Genomic DNA, 16,681 nt, shown 5'->3' with positions numbered 1-16,681 from the left:
ATCCTGCCGTGCGCCGCACCCCGGGTGGGCTGCGGCGCACGGGTGGCGGGTGCGGCGTCAGAAACCGATGGGCGTGCCGCTGTGGAGGGGGGTGAGGACGGTGTCGTGGATGCCGGCGTCGACGAAGGTGCGCTCCCAGGTGCCGCCGCCCTTGCGGGCCGGGACGAACTCGGTGGTGAGCATCTTCTGGAAGGCGGCGTCCTTGTGCTTCAGTTCGAGCAGGCGCTGGTAGCTGTCCAGGCTGTCGAGGTGGAGCATCCAGTGGATGCGGTCCTGCTGGCCGAAGGTCTCCTCGAAGAGGTACGCGGTGACGTCGCCGGCGAGGGCGCGGTTGACGTGGCGGGCCCACTCGAAGGCGAACTCGCGGGCCTCGTTGCGGAATTCGAACTTGGTCTGGGCGGTGCGGATGATGGTCAGTCCGGTGTCGGCGGAGTGCCGCAGGCGGTCGGCGGGCAGACCGGTCTGGTGCATGGCCGGCGGGACGAAGGTGGCCGGGGCGTGGTCGTCCTGGCCGTCGTGGGACAGGCCGTGCTGGGGGACGTAGACGCGCTCCTGGAACGAGCCCTCGACGTACATGCGCTCCCAGTTGCCGCCGTCGCGGTCCGCGAGGCGGTCGGTCTCGGTGACCTCCTTGAAGGACTTGTCGTGGTCGGCGACGTGCAGGAAGCGGCTGTAGTCGTTGGGCATCCGCATGTGGATCATCCAGTGCAGGCGGTCCACCCGGCCGAGGATCTCCTCGTAGACGAGCACGCTGGCGACGTCCGCCACGGGCTTGTTGAGGGCGGACACCAGGTCGCTGGCGAACGCGCGGCCCTCGTTGCGGAACTCGTGCCGGAGCTGGCCGACGCGGTGGATGATCAGCCCGGCGTTGCCGGAGTGTAGCAGCTCGTGGCCGGTGTCCGGGAGGGCGGCCATGGCGGGGGTGAAAAGGCGGCTGGTCCCGGGCCGGTCCGAGGCCGAGGTCTGGGGCATGGCGGAGTCTCCTTCGGCGAGAGCCCTCCGGGGACGGTCGGCCTCCGGCCGCGGCCGGGTCGCTGTCGCACCGGGTCCCTCGCGTTCGCTCAGGTGCAGGTGCGCCCCACGGCAGGGGGCGCTCGATGTGCACATGTTTCCGCCCGGCCGCCCGCGCGCGGTGATCAGATTTGAGCAGACCGGTCGAGGAGTTTCGAGCAATCTCGGTCATCGCCAAGTGGGTTCTGCCTGCCCCACTCCGATCGACCATGTGGAGAAGAACGCGATGCCCACGAGTAACAGTCTCGGCCGACGCGGTGTCCTTCAGCTGGGGGCGGTGACCGGAGTCGCGCTGAGCGGCCTTGCGGCGCTGACCGGCTGCGGCGCCGAGGACAGCGCCAAGTCCGCTGCGGGCAAGGGCATTTCGACCGACCGGCTGCGGGTGGGCGCCGCGGACGCCTCGGGTTCCGTGAGCATCGACCCGCGGACCGCCGGGTTCGGCGCCAGCTACGTGATCCTCTACCACCTGTACGACTCGCTGATGTACCTGAAGGGCGGGGCGTACGAGCTGGGCCTGGCGGAGTCCGTCGAGGCCAACCGGGACGCCACCGAGTGGACGATCCGGATCCGCAAGCGGGCGACCTTCCACGACGGCCGGCCGGTGACCGCCCAGGACGTCGCGTACAGCCTGCGCACCCTCGCCGTCCCGCCCTCGAAGCGGGCGACCGTCTACGCCGACGTGGACGTGGACCGCATCAAGGTGCTCGACGCCACCACGCTCACCGTCCCGATGCGCCGCCCCCGGGGCGACTTCCGGGAGTCGGTGCTGGTGGTCTTCTCACCGGTGTTCCCCGAGGGGACGACCGACTTCTCCAAGGGCATCGGCTCGGGCCCGTACCGGCTCGCCGCGCAGGACGGCAAGAACGTCCGGATGACCGCCTACGAGGGCTACTGGGGCGGCCGTCCCGCGTTCGGGACGCTGGAGCTCGTCTCCATCGCCGACGCGGCCACCCGGATGAGCGCGCTCAAGAGCGGTCAGATCGACTACGCGATGGGCATCACCGCCACCGCGGCCAAGGCGGAGCGCGACAACCGGGCGATCGAGCTGCACCGCGGCGGCGTCGCCAACTCCAACGCGCTGTCCTTCGCGATGAACGAGCGGATCGCGCCGTTCGACGACCCGCGGGTCCGCCGGGCCGTCCGGCTCGCCGCCGACCGCGGGGCGCTGGCGGCGAACATGCTCGACGGGATGGGCGTCACCGGCGACGACGTGGTCGGCAAGGGCCTGCCGGGCTACGCGGGCCTGGCGGAGCGGCGGCGCGACGTCGCGGAGGCGAAGCGGCTGTTCGCCGAGGCGGGCGTCTCGAAGCTGACCCTCCACGCGGCGGACACGGTGGCCGGCTTCACCGGCGCGGCCCGCCTGCTGGGGCAGCAACTCGACGAGGCCGGCGTCAAGTTGACGGTCGACGTGGTGCCCGCCGACACCTACTACGCCGATCTGAAGGGCCTGTCGTCGATCCCCTTCCAGACCTTCTACTACACCAACCGGCCGGCCGCGGTGCACCTGTCGGCGCTCACCAACCGCGACGCCTTCTTCAACGTCACCGGTCTCGCGGACGAGCACTGGAAGCGGCTGGACGCGGCTCAGGCGACCGTCGACGACAAGGCGCGCGAGCAGCGCTTCGTCGAGATCCAGCGCGACCTGTACGAGCACGGCGGCGACCTGCTGTGGGGCTTCCAGGAAGTGGTGGACGCGTCGGTGGCCGGCGTGCGGGACGTGGTGTTCAGCCAGTCCATCCCGGTCTTCACCTGGGCCAAGGCGTCCTCGTGAGCGGCGGCCGCGCCCCGCTCCGGCTTCCGAGGCTGATGGCCCGCAGGCTGGCGGGCGCGGTCGGCACCCTGTTCACGGCCTCCGCCCTGCTGTTCCTGGCCGCGGAGGTGCTGCCCGGCGACGCCGCCGCCGCCTCGCTGGGCGGCGGGGCGGACGCCGGGCAGATCGCGCGGATGCGCGCCGAACTCGGCCTGGACCGGCCGCTGGTGCTCCGGTACCTGGACTGGGTGGGCTCCGCCCTGGACGGCGACCTCGGCACCAGCACCGTCAGCCACCGGCCCGTCGGCGAGCTGGTCACCGACCCGCTGCTCGACACGCTGCTGCTGGTGGCGCTGTCGGTGCTGGTGACGGTGGCCGTCGCCACCTCGGTGGGCGTCCTGGCCGGCCTGCGGCCCGGCAGCGCGCTGGACTGGCTGCTGTCGGCGGGCGCGGTGGCCCTGGTCTCGATCCCGCAGTTCGTGACCGCGAGCGTGCTGGTCCTGGTGTTCGCCTCGGCGCTGGGCGTGCTGCCCGCGGTGTCGCTGGTGCCGCTCGGCGGATCGCCGCTGGACGACCCGGCCGCGCTGGTCCTGCCGGTCGCGGCGCTGTCGCTGTTCTCCGCGGCCTGGGCGAGCCGGATGGTGCGGGCGTCCGTCGTCGAAGCCGGCCGGTCGCCGCACGTGGAGAGCGCCCGGCTGGCGGGACTCCCGGAGCACCGGGTGGTGTTCCGGCACCTGCTGCCGACCACGATCGGCCCGTGCCTGCAGGCCTTCGCCTGGCTGACCGGCGCACTGGTCGGCGGCACGGCCGTGGTGGAGCGGGTCTTCAACTACCCGGGGCTGTCCGCCCCGCTGGTGAGCGCCGTGGTCAACCACGACACGGCGGTGCTGGAGGGCATCGGACTGCTGCTCTCCGGCGCGGTGGTGGTCAGCCTGCTGCTGGCCGACCTGCTGGACCTGGTGGCCGATCCCCACGGGAGTGTGGCGCGATGACCGACACCGCGACCGAGGCCCCCGCCGCCGCGGTACGGCCGTCCGTCCCGAGGCCGCCGGGCCCGGGCCCGCTCCGCCGCGTCCTGACCGGCCTGCTCTGGCTGCCGGCCCTGGCCGTGGTGCTGCTGGCCGTGGCGGGCCCCTGGCTGGTGCCGGGCGACGCCGGCCGGATCGTCGGCGGCCCCTACTCGCCGCCGGGGCCCGGCCTGCCGCTCGGCACGGACGCCATCGGCCGGGACGTCTGGGACCGGTTCCTGGCCGGCGGGCGCCCGCTGGTGATCGTCCCGCTGGTGGCGACGGTCCTGACCACCGTGGTCGGCACGCTGCTCGGCGTGCTCGCCGGCTACCTGGGGGGACGGGTCGCGGCCGTGATGAGCTGGCTGGACTCGCTGCTGCTCGCGCTCCCGCCGATCGTCGTCCTGCTGGCGCTGCTGCACGGCCTGGGCTACAGCGCCGGGACGCTGCTGCTGGCCGTCGCGGCGACCGGGGTGCCGTTCGTCTCCCGCATCTCCCGGGCCGCGACGACCAGGGTGGTGCGCACCGGATACGTCGACCAGGCCGTGGCGCTCGGCGACGGGCCGCTGTCCGTGGTCGTCCGGGAGATCGTGCCGAACATCCTCCAGCCCGTCCTCGCCGACGCCGGCACCCGGCTCGCGGTCGCCATCGCGCTCACGGCGTCGGCCGACTTCCTCGGCTTCGGCCCCGGCACCCCCAGCTGGGCGGCGATGGTGAGCGAGAACATGGAGGGGGTCACCCTGGTGCCCTGGGGGGTCGCCGTTCCGGCGCTGGGCATCTCCGTCCTCACGGTCGCGGCGAACCTGCTGCTCGACCGGCTTGCCGCGAAGGGCGCGTCGTGATCGACATCGCAGAACTCACCGTCGTGGACCGCACGGGCCGGGCCGTCGTCGAGGACCTCACGCTGACCGTGGAACGCGGCGAGTCGCTCGGCATCGTCGGGGAGTCCGGCTCCGGCAAGACGACCCTGGCGCTCGCCCTGCTCGGAGCGCTGCGCCCCGGGCTGGCGGTGCGCTCCGGGTCGGTGCGCGTCGACGGCCACGACATGCTGGCGCTGAAGGGCTCCCGGCTGCGGGCGGTCCGCCGGCGGACCCTGACCTACCTCGCCCAGGACCCGGCCTCCGCGCTGACGCCCACCCTCAGGGTCGGCGGGCAGATCGCCGAACTCGCCCCGGACCGCTCCGCGGAGGGCGTCCGACGGCGGCTGGAGGCCATGGGGCTGCCCGGTGACGCCGAGTTCCGGCGCCGCTTCCCCCACCAGCTGTCGGGCGGCCAGCAGCAGCGGCTCGCCCTCGCCCGGGCGCTCGCCGGAGAGCCGGCGGTGGCCGTGCTCGACGAGCCCACCACCGGCCTCGACGTGCTCACCCGGCGCCTGGTGCTCGACGAGATCGACCGGCCGGCCCGCGAACGCGGCCTCACCCTGGTCTTCATCACCCACGACCTCCCGGCCGCGGCCCGGCTCTGCGACCGGCTCGTCGTCCTGCGGGCCGGCCGCCTCGTCGAACAGGGCCCCACCCTGCGGACGCTGTCGCGCCCGGCCGACCCCTACACCCGGGCGCTGGTCCGGGCCGTCCCCGACATCGCCGAGGCCGGTCGGCGGACGCCCGCACCGGAGCCGCCGCCCGGACCGGACGCCCCCGCGGACCCCGGCGGCGACCGGGCGCTGCTGGAGGTGCGCGGCCTGCGGGCCGGGCACGGCCGCGGCACCGGACGGGAGGCCCCGACGATGTCCGGGGTGTCGTTCCGGGTCGGCCGCGGCGAGTGCGTCGCGCTGCTCGGCGCCTCCGGCATCGGCAAGACGACGCTGGTCCGCTGCGTCAGCGGCCACCACCGGCCGGACGGCGGCGAGATCCTGCTGCACGGCGAGCCGATGCCGCCCGACCTGCGCCGCCGCACGCCGGCCCAGCGCCGCAGCGTGCAGCTGGTGCCGCAGGACGCGGTGGGCTCGCTGAACCCGCGCCGCCGGGTGGGGGAGGCCATCGCGAGGTCGGCCCGGGTGCTGCGCGGCCTGGACCGGGCGGCCGCCGCGGCCGAGACGGTGCGGCTGCTCGGACTGGTCGGGCTGCCCGCGGAGTGGGCGGGGCGGCTGCCCGGGGAGATGTCCGGCGGCCAGCGGCAGCGGGTCGCGATCGCCCGGGCGCTCGCGGCAGCGCCCGAGGTGCTGCTCTGCGACGAGGTCACCGCGAGCCTCGACGTCGGCATCCAGGTCGAGATCCTGGAGCTGCTGGAGAGCCTGCGGCGACAGCTCGGGCTCGGGGTCGTGCTGATCACCCACGACCTGGGCGTGGTCGCCAGGAGCGCCGATCGGGTGCTGGTGCTGGACGGCGGCGGAGTCTGCGAGGAGGGCGCGGTCGCCCAGGTGCTGGGCGCGCCCCGGCACGCCTGGACCCGGTCGGTGGTGGGGGCGATGACCTCGCTGCGCGACCTGACGGAGGGGCCCGCGCAGGCCGAGGTCGGCGCGGCCGACTGAGCGAAACGCCGGCGCCGGGTCCGGAACGCCGGCCCGAAGCACGACGAGGAAGGCCCGCCGAATCCGGCGGGCCTTCCTCGTCGTGCTTGCCGGAGCCGTCCGGTCAGGCCGGCCGGTGCGGGTCGGCCACCCGGCGGACCGCCTCCTCCCGCAGCGCCATCCGGTCGATCTTGCCGTTCGGGTTGAGCGGAGCGGCGGCGAGCGGCCACAGCTGCCCGGGCAGCATGTAGGGCGGCAGGAGCTCGGCCAGCTGCTTCAGGACGGCGGCGGCGTCGAGTTCGGCCCGGCCGATCACGAACCCCGCCAGCACCTCGCCGCCGGGGCCGGGGACGGCGAAGACCGCCGCGTCCAGCCCGGGCGCCGCCCGGCGGACGGCCCGCTCGACCTCGCCCACCTCGATCCGGTAGCCGCGCACCTTGACCTGGCCGTCCGTCCGGCCCAGGTGCACCAGGCCGTCGCCGTCCTGCCGCACCCGGTCCCCGGTGCGGTACCAGCGTTCGCCGTCGAGGTCGACGAACCGTCCGGCGTCGTTGGCCGGGTCGAGGTAGCCGTCGAAGCGCTGGGGGCCGGCGACGCAGAGCTCGCCGACCGTTCCGGACACCTCGCCGTCCTCCAGCAGCAGGTGGCGGACCCCGGGGAACGGCCGCCCGATGGGCACCGCCCGGTCCGGTCCGGCGGCGTCGGTCGGGTCCAGGCGGTGGCCGGTGCAGGCGACGGCCAGCTCGGTCGGGCCGTACAGGTTGTCGATCACCGCGTTCGGCGCGAGCGACGACCAGTGGCGGGCGGTCTCCACGGGCAGCGGCTCGCCGCAGAACATGGTGTACCGCAGGCCGGGCAGCGCCCCGGCGGGCAGCACGCCGCGGCTCTGCACGGCGGCCGCCAGGCTGGGGGTGGACGTCCAGAAGGTGATGCCCTGGCGGACGGCGACCCGTTCCGGCGCCAGGGCCTGGACGCGGTTGAGGACGGTCAGGCAGGCCCCGGACGCCCAGGCCGCCCAGACCTCGAACATCGACAGGTCGAAGGTCAGCTCGTACACCTGGCTGAACACGTCCCGCGGCCCGATCTCATAGCGGGGCAGCACGGCCGAGAGGAAGGCGCCGATGTTGCCGTGCCGGATCGGCACGCCCTTGGGCAGGCCGGTGGAGCCGGACGTGAACAGGATGTACGCGAGCCGGTCCACGCCGTCGTTCAGCGGTTCGGCGGGTGTGCTCCCGTCCGGGGTGACGACGGCGGCGCCGTCGAGCGCGGCGGACTCCCGCAGGGCGGCGGCGACCTCGGCGGAGCCGGTGAGGCAGACCCGGACGGGGGCGGCCGAGGCGAGGTCGGCGACCTGGGCCGCACCGGCGGGGTCGACCACGATCGCGTCCAGGCCGGCCGCCGCGGCGACGGCCCGGTTCCGTTCGACCGGGTACTCCGGGCCGAGCGGAACCGCCGTGGCCCCCGCGTAGAGGGCGGCCAGGAAGCCCAGGTACGCCTCCTCGGTCTTGGAGGCCAGGACGCCGACCCGCCGCGGACGTCCGCCGCAGCCCGCGATCAGCGCCCCGGCCCAGTCGCACGCCGCGCGGTGGAGTTCCGTGTACGTCCAGGCCCGGCCGTTCAGGCGCAGGGCGGGGCCGTCGGGGTTGACGGCCAGGCCGTCCAGGAACCACGCGTGCAGGGGCTTGACGCCCTCCTGCCGCGGGGCACTCACGCGGTCCCGCCGGCGGCCGCTTCCGGGCCGGTCGCGGGGATGAGGGGCCGGAGCGTGTCCCAGACCGTCCGGGCGGTGACGAAGTTGGCCGGTGTCACGGCCTCGTCGGGCAGGGTGAGGGCGTACTCGGATTCCAGCGCGGTGATCAGCCCGATCGTTCCCATGGAGTCGAGGCCGTGGGCCGCGAGCAGCAGATCGGGCTCCAGCGGAAGCTCTGGTCGCAGGTGCGGAAGATGGCCTCGGATGACCGACTCGAAACGTGCGTCCCACATGGCGTTGGGCTCCTGTTGACGTGAAATTGGGTTGACAGAGCCGAGGTGCGTGCCGTCGGGGCGGTCCGGCCGCCCGGACGGGGCGCGGTCGGCGGTCAGGCGTGCCGGGCGTTGAGGTACTCGGTGAGGCGCTGCCGGTTGATGATCAGGCGGGACGTCTGCGAGATGTCGATGAGGCCGTTACATCGAAAGGTCTTGAGGAAGAGCCCGACCCGGGACCGGGTCGTTCCGACCATTCTCGCCAACTCCTCGTGCGTGATGCGCTGTTCGATGCGCGGGTGGTGCGGATCGCCCTTTCCGAATTTGTCGGCGAGATCGAGGAGGATCGTGCCGAGGCGTTGTTCGCTGTCGACCGTCACCAGATTGGTGATCGCCTGCTGCTGTTCGAACAGCCGGTGCGAGAGATAGCCGACGAGATCGCCGACCAAACCCTCCTCGGTAATGGTGTTGAGGAATCTTGAGTACGGCACGCGGAGGATGACACTGTCCTGCATCGCGATGGTCGACTCCTCGCGGGCTATGCCGCAGCCGCTCTGCTCGCCGAACATTTCGCCCGGACAACATATGCGCAGCAGACACTCTTTCCCGCTGCGCGAGAACATGACGGTTTTGAGGCGCCCGCTCTCCAGGAAGTAGATGTTCTGGTCGGTGTCGCCGCAGCTGTACGCGTAGTCGTTCTTCTCCAGCACGATGCGCGTGCCGATCAGTGAACCGGTCGTGAGTATATTCCGCAGTCTGCCGGTGAAGCCGCCGGACGTCGGGACGGCATACGTCATGCTCACTGTTCATCCTCCTGGCGTGATTTCGGCGCGTGGGGGTGGCGGGGGGAAGGGGCGGACGCCGAGCGAAGGAGGTTGCGCGGGGAGTGTGCCGACGAATCGTCCGGCCGTGCTCCCCCTGTGCTCCCGTCTGGTTTTCGACAACGGCAGAAAACATGCGCCGGCGCAGGGCACATGCCGCCGTACCCCCCCTTGCGGCTGATCGTGGGGCGAGCCTACGCCAGGCGCGACCTGCTGTGTAGTGAGCAATGGGTGTTTATGTCAGCAGAACGTCAGCCGCATAACTCGTGTTGCCGCTTTGGAAAGTTCTCCGGGGCGGCAGAAGGCGCGCGAGGGCAGCATTTTCGGGCCCCGGACTTGCCATTTCGGCGATTCCGGGGCCTGGAAATGCTGGGGCGGTCTCGGGCGGCGGTCAGCTGGGGGCGAGGACCTCGCCGCTGTCGGCGTCGAGGATGCGCAGGGCTTCCATCGGGCAGGACTCGACCGCGTCGCGCAGTGTCTCGTCCGGGTGGGTCTCCGCGGCCGACAGGACGGTCCGGCCGTCGACCACCTGGAAGTGGTCGGGGGCGATGCCGGCGCAGATGCCGGTGCCGGCGCAGCTGTGGTGGTCGGCTTCCAGCCGCCAGCGGGTGGTGTCGGTCATCGCCGGCTCACCACGCGATCGGCAGCTGCTGGGGGCCGCGGAACAGCCCGCCCGACTTCCACACGACGTCCTCGGCCGGGACGGCGAGGCGCACGTCCGGGAACCGTTCGAGCAGTGATCCGATCGCCACTTGCAGCTCCATGCGTGCGAGTTGGGCCCCGAGGCAGAAGTGGGCGCCGTGGCCGAAGGCCAGGTGGGGGTTCTTCTCCCGGGTGATGTCCAGCCGGTCCGGGTCGGCGAAGACCCGGGGGTCGCGGTTGGCGTTGACCGCGGCGGCCAGCACGCCCTCGCCGGCCCGCACCGTGCCGCCGCTCAGCTCGACGTCCTCGGTGGCGACCCGGGCGTTGCCGATGCCGTTGCCCAGGGGGACGTAGCGCAGGAGCTCCTCCACCGCGCGGGGGAGCAGCTCCGGCCGCTCGCGGAGCAGCGCCAGCTGGTCCGGGTGGGTGAGCAGGGCGTAGACCATGTTGCCCAGCTGGTGGGCGGAGGTCTCGTGACCGGCCACCAGCAGGGTGACCCCGAAGGTGATCAGCTCGTCCTCGGAGAGCCGGTCGTCCTCGTCGCGGGCGGCCACCAGGACGCCGAGCAGGTCGTCGTGCGGTTCGGTGCGGCGCGCCGCCACGAGCTGCGCGAGGTAGCCGCGGATCGAGGCGTCGGCCTCGACCGCCTCCTCCCGGGTGTACGCCGTGGTGGACATGATCACCGCGGACCAGTGCTGGAACTTCTCGCGGTCCTCGTACGGCACGCCCAGCAGGCGGCAGATCACCGTGATGGTGAACGGCTCGGCCAGGTCCTTGGTGAGGTCGCACGGCGGGCCCTTGCGTGCCATGTCGTCCAGCAGGCCGGCGACGACCTCCTCCAGCCAGGACTGCATTTGACCGATCCGCCGCGCGGTGAACGCCTTGGACACCAGGCGGCGCAGGCGGGTGTGCTCCGGGGGGTCGAGGCTCAGGATGGCGTCGCCGCGGCGGGCCAGCGGCGTGGTGCGGGGAGTGTCCTCACCGATCGAGGCCCGGCTGAAGCGCGGGTCGGAGTTGGCGGTCTTCACGTCCTCGTGACGGGTGACCAGCCAGCCTTCGCCGCCGTACGGAAGCTTCACCCTGGCGAGCGGCTCCGTCTCGCGGAGCTCGGTGAACTTCGGGTGGATGTCCAATCCGCTTACCTGGCCCTCGAAGGGGTAGGTGTGGACCCGGTCGGAATTCGTCATGCCGTGGGTACTCCTTCACTCCTGCCTGCGACACGGGTGCCGCTGCCCCGTGAGGCTGGTTGCCATGAGCATGCCCAAAGGTAGCGCGTGAACATTCCGCTTGGGGAAGGGCACGTTCCGGGTCGAGCCCCTCGGGCTGCGGACCAGCACACCGCGCGGACGGCCCGGACCGCCGCTCAATTCTGAGCGGTGACGTACCGGGATGTACCGGAGGCTGAGGCGGCCGCGAACTGCTCGCCCACCGACAACCCCCGGGAACGGACCGCGTTGGACGCCACCGAACGACTCCTCGCGCTGCTCGACGCGGTGCACGACACGGCCGCCGAGGTGCGGGCCCGCTGCGCCGAGTACTTCGACCACCAGCCGCTGCGCCTGCGCCGGACGACCCTCGCGCGGTGCGCGCCGGACCCGGACGCACTGGCCGCCCGCATCGGCGCCGGCTACCGGCTGACCGTGCGCACGGTCGACGACGAGGCCGAACTCACCGCCGTCGACCGGCTGGCGGAGCACCGCGCCGCCGGCGCCGGGCGCACCCGCGCGGACGAGCTCGGGGCGGACGGCCGCCACGACGGCGCCGCCCTGGTCGACGCCGTGCGCCGGAGCCGGGACGAGGCCGACCGCAGGCTCCGCGAGGAGGCCGAGCGGTGCGCGCAGGCGCCGCCGCGGCGGGTCGGCGTGCTGGGCGGCGTCCTCGCCTACCGGGTCGCGGGGGAGCCGGACCCGCACCGGCCGCCGGTCGTCGTCCTCAACGCCCTGGGCATGGGGCTCGGGCCGTGGCACCGGCTGACCGCCCTGCTGGCCCGCCGCCACCGGGTGATCTCCTGGTCGCCGCGCGGGTGCGGGCCGCGCGAGCGCCCGCTGCGCCTGGCCGACCAGGTGGCCGACCTGAGGGCGGTGCTCAGCGCCGAGGGCGTGTCCGACTGCCACCTGCTCGCCTGGTGCACCGGGCCGAAGGTGGCCCTGGAGTTCCACCGGCGCGACCCCGGCGCGGTGCGCTCGATGGTCCTGCTCAACGGCTCGTTCCGGCTGCTGGACCGGCCGGACGACCCCGACACGGCCTACGAGCGGAACCTGGAGGCGATGTGTCGCGCCGTCACCGCCCGGCCGGTCCTGGCCGACGTGATGCGGCGGATGCTGGGCGGCGAACTCGGCGAGCGGCCGGACTTCACCGCCGAACCCGACCCGGGACGCTGGGCGGAACAGGTCCTGGCCCTGCCGGCCGAGGACCTCGCCGAGGACCTGCGCCGCCCCTTCGCCGACGGACCCACCCTCGTCGCGTACGCCCGGCAGCTGCTCGACTTCTGGTCCCGGGACCCGCTCGCGCACGCCGAGCGGGTGACCGTCCCCGTGCTGGCCGTCACCGGGGAGCTCGACCGGATCGCCGCGCCGGACCGGCTCGCCCGGGACATCGGCCGGTTCCCCGCCGGGCAGCACGTGCGCCTGCCGGGGGCGACGCACCACGCGCTCCACGACCGGCCGCACGAACTCGCGGCGCTGCTCACCGAGTTCCTCGACCGGGCCGGACCCCGCGCGGACTGACCGCCCGTCACCGGCCGTCCGCCACTGACTGCCCGTCACCGGCCGTCCGGCCGCCGGCCGAGCGCCCCGAACCGCCCGCCACCTGCTCAATTGTGAGCGGCGACGCCGGGCCCGCGCCGCCAAGGTGTGACCGGGAACGGCTCCGGTGCCGTCGGCGGCAGCGTTCGCACCCGTCCCCACGACAGGAGGACCCGTGGACACCGCCACCCCGCCCGCCGGCCCCCCGCCGGGCCGCCCGTACCTGGCCCTGCGGGTGACCCGCGAGTCCGCCGTGCTGCGCGTCACCCTGGCCCGCCCCGAACGGCAGAACAGCATCGACGGCACCGTCCTGGCCGAGCTCGGGCACGCGCTCGACGAGGCGGAGGCGGACCCGGCCTGCGTGGCGATGGTGCTGGAGGGATCGGGCGGGGTCTTCTGCACCGGCCTCGACTTCGGCGAGGCGGCGGCCGGCGGGCCGACGGGCGAGGCGGCCGGCGGGGAGGCGTTCATCGCGCTGATGCGCAGGTTCACCACCGCCCCGGTGGTGGTGATCTCCTGCGTGGACGGCCGGGTGGCCGGCGGCGGCGTCGGCCTGGCCGCCGCGAGCGACTTCGTCCTCGCGACCGAACGCGGCAGCTTCGCCCTGCCGGAGGCGCTGTGGGGTCTGCTGCCGTGCTGCGTGCTGCCCTTCGTGATCCGGCGCACCGGCCTGCAGAAGGCGTACACGATGGCGCTCGGCACCCTGCCGATGGCCGCCGCCGAGGCCGAACGGTGGGGGCTCGTCGACGAGTTGACCGACCGTCCGGACGAGGCGCTGCGGCGCCTGCTGGTCCGGCTGACCCGGATCGACCCGGTCACCGTGGCCGAGCTCAAGCGGTACGTCCGGTCCATGTGGTTCACCACCGAACAGACCGAGGAGTTCGCGCTGCGCGAGTTCACCCGGGTGATGGCCTCGCCGGTGGCCCGGCAGCGGATCGAGAGCCTCACCACCAACCGGGGGCTCCCGTGGGAGACCTCCGCCCAAGCAGGCAGGAGTCAGCACCGATGACGGCACTGGTCTTCCCGGGACAGGGGTCGCAGCGCGCGGGGATGGGGGCGGACCTCTTCGCGCGCTTCCCCGAGCTGACGGCGCAGGCGGACGCCGTCCTCGGCTACTCGATCGAGGAGCTGTGCCGCACGGGCGGCGCGGAGCTCACCCGGACCGAGTTCGCGCAGCCCGCCCTGTTCGTGGTGAACGCGCTGTCCTGGCTGGCCCGGGCCCCGGAACTCCCCGCGCCGAGGTTCCTGGCCGGGCACAGCCTCGGCGAGTACGACGCGCTGTTCGCCGCGGGCTGCTTCGACTTCGCCACCGGGGTCCGGCTGGTGCACCGCCGCGGCGCCCTGATGGGCCGGGCCGACGGGGGCGGCATGCTGGCCGTGCTGGGCGTGCCCGCCGAGCGGCTGCCGGAGCTGATGGCCGGTGCGGACCGCGGGCTGGTCGACCTGGCGAACGTCAACTCCGCCTCGCAGCTCGTGCTGTCGGGACCGACCGAGGTGCTGCGCGAGGTGTCGCGCGAGCTGTCGCGCCACGACGGCGTGCGCAGCGTCCCGCTGAAGGTCAGCGCCGCCTTCCACTCGCGGTACATGGCGGAGGCGGCGGCGGAGTTCGCCGGGTTCCTGCGCGGGTTCACCTTCGCGGCCCCCCGGGTGCCCGTGCTGTCCAACGTCACCGCCGCGCCCTACGGGCCGGGCCAGGTCGCCGAGTTGCTCGGGCGTCAGATCGACCACCCCGTCCGCTGGCACGAGATCACCCGCCACCTGCTCGACCACGGTGTCGGGACGGTCGAGGAGATCGGCCCGGGCCGGGTCCTCAGCGGGCTCTGGCAGTCGGCCCGGCGGGCCGCGGCGGAGGAGGACCGGACGGCCGCGGCGGCGGGGGAGGACCCGACGGCCGGGGCCGGCGCGACCGCGCCCGCCGCGACGGCCCCTGCGCAGACCGGAGCCGGGCTCCGGGCCGAGGACCTGGGCTGCCCGGAGTTCCGGCGCGAGTACGGCCTGCGCCTGGCGTACCTCGCCGGGGCGATGTTCCGCGGCATCGCCTCGTCCGACCTGGTGATCCGGCTCGGACAGCGGGGCCTGATGGGATTCTTCGGCGCCGGCGGCCTCGGCCTCGACCGGGTGGAGAAGGAACTGCTCCGCATCCAGGAGGCGCTGGGGGTGGACGGGTCCTACGGGATGAACCTGCTGCACTCCGTCGACGACCCCTCGTACGAGAACAGCGTGGTCGCCCTGTACCTGCGCCACGGGGTCCGCACCGTCGAGGCCGCGGGCTTCACCCAGCTGACCCCCGCCGTCGTCCGCTTCCGCTTCGCCGGCGCGCACCGCGACGCCGGGGGCGGGGCGGTGATCCCGCATCGGGTGCTCGCCAAGGTCTCCCGGCCCGAGGTCGCGGCCGCCTTCATGGGCCCGGCGCCCGCGGCGATCGTCGACCGCCTGGTCGGGGAGGGGCTGCTCACGGCCGAGGAGGGGCGCATCGCCGCCGAGGCCCCGGTGAGCGAGGACATCTGCGTGGAGGCCGACTCGGGCGGCCACACCGACGCGGGCGTGGCGCTGACGCTGCTGCCCGCGATGATGCGCCACCGCGACGCGGCGATGGCCCGCCACGGCTTCCGACGCCGCATCAGGATCGGTGCGGCGGGCGGCATCGGCGCACCCGAGGCGGTGGCCGCCGCGTTCGTCCTCGGCGCGGACTTCGTGCTCACCGGCAGCGTCAACCAGTGCTCCCCGGAGGCCGGGACGTCCGACACGGTCAAGGACATCCTCGCCGGGCTCGACGTGCAGGACACCGCGTACGCGCCCGCCGGCGACATGTTCGAGCTGGGCGCCAGGGTCCAGGTGGTGCGGAAGTCCACCATGTTCGCGGCCCGCGGCAACAAGCTGTACCAGCTGTACCGGCAGTACGACGGCTGGGAGTCCGTCGACGAGGCGACCCGGCGGCTGGTGGAGGAGACCTACTTCAAGCGCCCGTTCGCCGAGGCGTGGCAGGAGACCCGCGCCCACCACCTCGCGAAGGGCCGGGCGGCGGAGGTCGAGAAGGCCGAGCGGTCGCCCAAGCACCTGATGGCGCTGGTCTTCCGCTGGTACTTCGCCCGCACCGTCAGCTGGGCGCTGGACGGCGATCCGGCCCAGCGGGTGAACTTCCAGATCCAGTGCGGCCCGGCGATCGGCGCGTTCAACCACGTCGTCCGGGGGACGGCGCTGGAGGACTGGCGCGCCCGGCACGTCGACCTGATCGCCGACACCTTGATGACCGGCGCCGCCGACGTTTTGGGCCGGCGCCTCCCCGCTCCCGCGGCCCGCTAGGGCCTGGCGGGCACCGCACCCCACCGAAGAACCGTCCGAGAACCACCCTGAGGAGTACAGATGACGCTCGACCCGAACCCGTTCCTCGCCCGGCAGCAGACCTCGGTGGGCGCGGACCTGCTCCTGCACTCGACCAACGCCGGTGCGGTGGTGAAGCGCTCCGCCCAGCTCAAGCTGGCGCACCGCGACGAGGGCCGCCGGATCGCGCTGCTGCAGGCGGAGTACGTGAACACCAAGTACGCCGGCGACGCGACGGTGTTCGTCTTCGACGAGAAGTTCGGCCGGCGCGACCGCCTGCACTGGATGATCCACCTGCGGTCGCTGGGCGGGTACCGCGCCGTCACGGCCCTGCTCGACGGAAACGAGGGTCCCGCCGCGGGGACGGGCTGGCAGGAGATGTTCCTCGACGCGTCGTTCGACGAGACGGCGCTCATTCCGCAGGGCTGGGGGATGTACGGCACGGACGCGGTGCTGCCGGACGGCACGCCGATCGCCGAGGCCACCCCGGACCTGCTGGTGGCGCCCGCGCAGCACCAGACCGGCATCACCGCCGAGCAGACCGTGAACTCCTCGAACGCCGGACTGATCATCCACCGGGTGGCCCAGCCCAAGTACGCCTTCCGCGCCGAGGCCCGGATGTTCGCCCGCCGGATCACCGAGTCGATCAACACCCGGCTGCCGGGCATCGCCTCCTCCTTCCTCTACGAGGAGGCGTTCGGCCCCGCCGACCGTACGCACTGGCTGATCCACATGAAGTCGGAGACCGCGTACTACGACCTCATCGACATGCACATGCGCATGCACGACGACGTGCGGGCCATCTACCTCGACGAGATCATCGCGCCCGAGAAGGGCGGCGGCACCTGGAACCGGATCTTCGTCGAGGGCAGCATGGGCGACGTCTCCTTCGCCCCGCTCGCCGCCTCGATCTGAGACCCGCGCCGGCCCGTCCTCCGCCGACGGGGCATCAGGTCCGGCCCGGCCGCCGCTGA

14 protein-coding genes are annotated in these 16,681 nt (G+C 73.6%); 8 read left to right on the top strand and 6 right to left on the bottom strand.

The window, feature by feature from the left end; genetic code table 11:
- Positions 1-57: 57 nt before the first annotated feature.
- On the bottom strand, positions 58-972 hold the full coding sequence (locus IEZ12_RS11180; protein ID WP_189271895.1) for a DUF6039 family protein: 915 nt from the start codon (positions 970-972) through the stop codon (positions 58-60).
- Between the two features lie 316 nt (positions 973-1,288).
- On the opposite strand from IEZ12_RS11180, the gene IEZ12_RS11175 reads away from it, so the two are divergent.
- The 4 genes from IEZ12_RS11175 to IEZ12_RS11160 are packed head-to-tail and all read left to right on the top strand — an operon-like array spanning position 1,289 to position 6,238.
- Positions 1,289-2,782 (top strand): ABC transporter substrate-binding protein, encoded by a 1,494-nt coding sequence (locus tag IEZ12_RS11175; RefSeq protein ID WP_229847435.1) that lies wholly within the window; start codon positions 1,289-1,291, stop codon positions 2,780-2,782.
- Complete coding sequence (locus IEZ12_RS11170) at positions 2,779-3,753, top strand: ABC transporter permease (protein ID WP_229847434.1); 975 nt, start codon at positions 2,779-2,781, stop codon at positions 3,751-3,753. The genes IEZ12_RS11175 and IEZ12_RS11170 overlap by 4 nt, the downstream gene beginning before the upstream one ends.
- Positions 3,750-4,610, top strand: coding sequence for an ABC transporter permease (locus IEZ12_RS11165; RefSeq protein ID WP_189271893.1), 861 nt, complete (start codon positions 3,750-3,752; stop codon positions 4,608-4,610). Before IEZ12_RS11170 ends, IEZ12_RS11165 begins: the two co-directional genes overlap by 4 nt.
- On the top strand, positions 4,607-6,238 hold the full coding sequence (locus IEZ12_RS11160; RefSeq protein WP_189271892.1) for an ABC transporter ATP-binding protein: 1,632 nt from the start codon (positions 4,607-4,609) through the stop codon (positions 6,236-6,238). The genes IEZ12_RS11165 and IEZ12_RS11160 overlap by 4 nt, the downstream gene beginning before the upstream one ends.
- A 103-nt stretch (positions 6,239-6,341) precedes the next feature.
- On the opposite strand, the gene IEZ12_RS11155 is transcribed toward IEZ12_RS11160, so the two are convergent.
- From IEZ12_RS11155 to IEZ12_RS11135, 5 genes are all read right to left on the bottom strand, one after another.
- Positions 6,342-7,928 carry an AMP-binding protein gene (locus IEZ12_RS11155; protein WP_229847433.1) on the bottom strand — a complete coding sequence of 529 codons (1,587 nt, stop codon included), beginning with the start codon at positions 7,926-7,928 and terminating at the stop codon, positions 6,342-6,344.
- On the bottom strand, positions 7,925-8,200 hold the full coding sequence (locus IEZ12_RS11150) for a phosphopantetheine-binding protein (protein ID WP_189271891.1): 276 nt from the start codon (positions 8,198-8,200) through the stop codon (positions 7,925-7,927). Before IEZ12_RS11150 ends, IEZ12_RS11155 begins: the two co-directional genes overlap by 4 nt.
- A gap of 95 nt (positions 8,201-8,295) precedes the next feature.
- The gene (locus tag IEZ12_RS11145; RefSeq protein ID WP_189271890.1) at positions 8,296-8,976 is read right to left on the bottom strand and encodes a Crp/Fnr family transcriptional regulator; all 681 of its coding nucleotides are present in this window, start codon (positions 8,974-8,976) and stop codon (positions 8,296-8,298) included.
- Between the two features lie 415 nt (positions 8,977-9,391).
- Complete coding sequence (locus IEZ12_RS11140; protein WP_189271889.1) at positions 9,392-9,622, bottom strand: ferredoxin; 231 nt, start codon at positions 9,620-9,622, stop codon at positions 9,392-9,394.
- 7 nt (positions 9,623-9,629) lie between these two features.
- Positions 9,630-10,829: a cytochrome P450 gene (locus IEZ12_RS11135; RefSeq protein WP_189271888.1), complete on the bottom strand. Its 1,200-nt coding sequence runs from the start codon at positions 10,827-10,829 to the stop codon at positions 9,630-9,632.
- A gap of 189 nt (positions 10,830-11,018) precedes the next feature.
- On the opposite strand from IEZ12_RS11135, the gene IEZ12_RS11130 reads away from it, so the two are divergent.
- The 4 genes from IEZ12_RS11130 to IEZ12_RS11115 all read left to right on the top strand — a co-directional run bounded on the left by IEZ12_RS11130 (position 11,019) and on the right by IEZ12_RS11115 (position 16,622).
- Positions 11,019-12,368, top strand: coding sequence for an alpha/beta fold hydrolase (locus tag IEZ12_RS11130; RefSeq protein ID WP_189271887.1), 1,350 nt, complete (start codon positions 11,019-11,021; stop codon positions 12,366-12,368).
- 193 nt (positions 12,369-12,561) lie between these two features.
- A complete protein-coding gene (locus IEZ12_RS11125; RefSeq protein WP_229847432.1) occupies positions 12,562-13,395 on the top strand; it encodes an enoyl-CoA hydratase-related protein in 834 nt (277 codons plus the stop codon).
- The gene (fabD, locus tag IEZ12_RS11120) at positions 13,392-15,689 is read left to right on the top strand and encodes an ACP S-malonyltransferase (protein WP_189271886.1); all 2,298 of its coding nucleotides are present in this window, start codon (positions 13,392-13,394) and stop codon (positions 15,687-15,689) included. The genes IEZ12_RS11125 and fabD overlap by 4 nt, the downstream gene beginning before the upstream one ends.
- A 60-nt stretch (positions 15,690-15,749) precedes the next feature.
- Positions 15,750-16,622, top strand: a complete 873-nt coding sequence (locus tag IEZ12_RS11115) for a DUF6039 family protein (RefSeq protein ID WP_189271885.1) — start codon at positions 15,750-15,752, stop codon at positions 16,620-16,622.
- Positions 16,623-16,681: the final 59 nt, after the last annotated feature.

The sequence above is a fragment of the Kitasatospora griseola genome (genome assembly GCF_014648555.1).
GTDB classification, from domain to species: Bacteria; Actinomycetota; Actinomycetes; order Streptomycetales; family Streptomycetaceae; genus Kitasatospora; species Kitasatospora griseola.
This window is presented reverse-complemented; position numbering and strand designations above follow the sequence as displayed.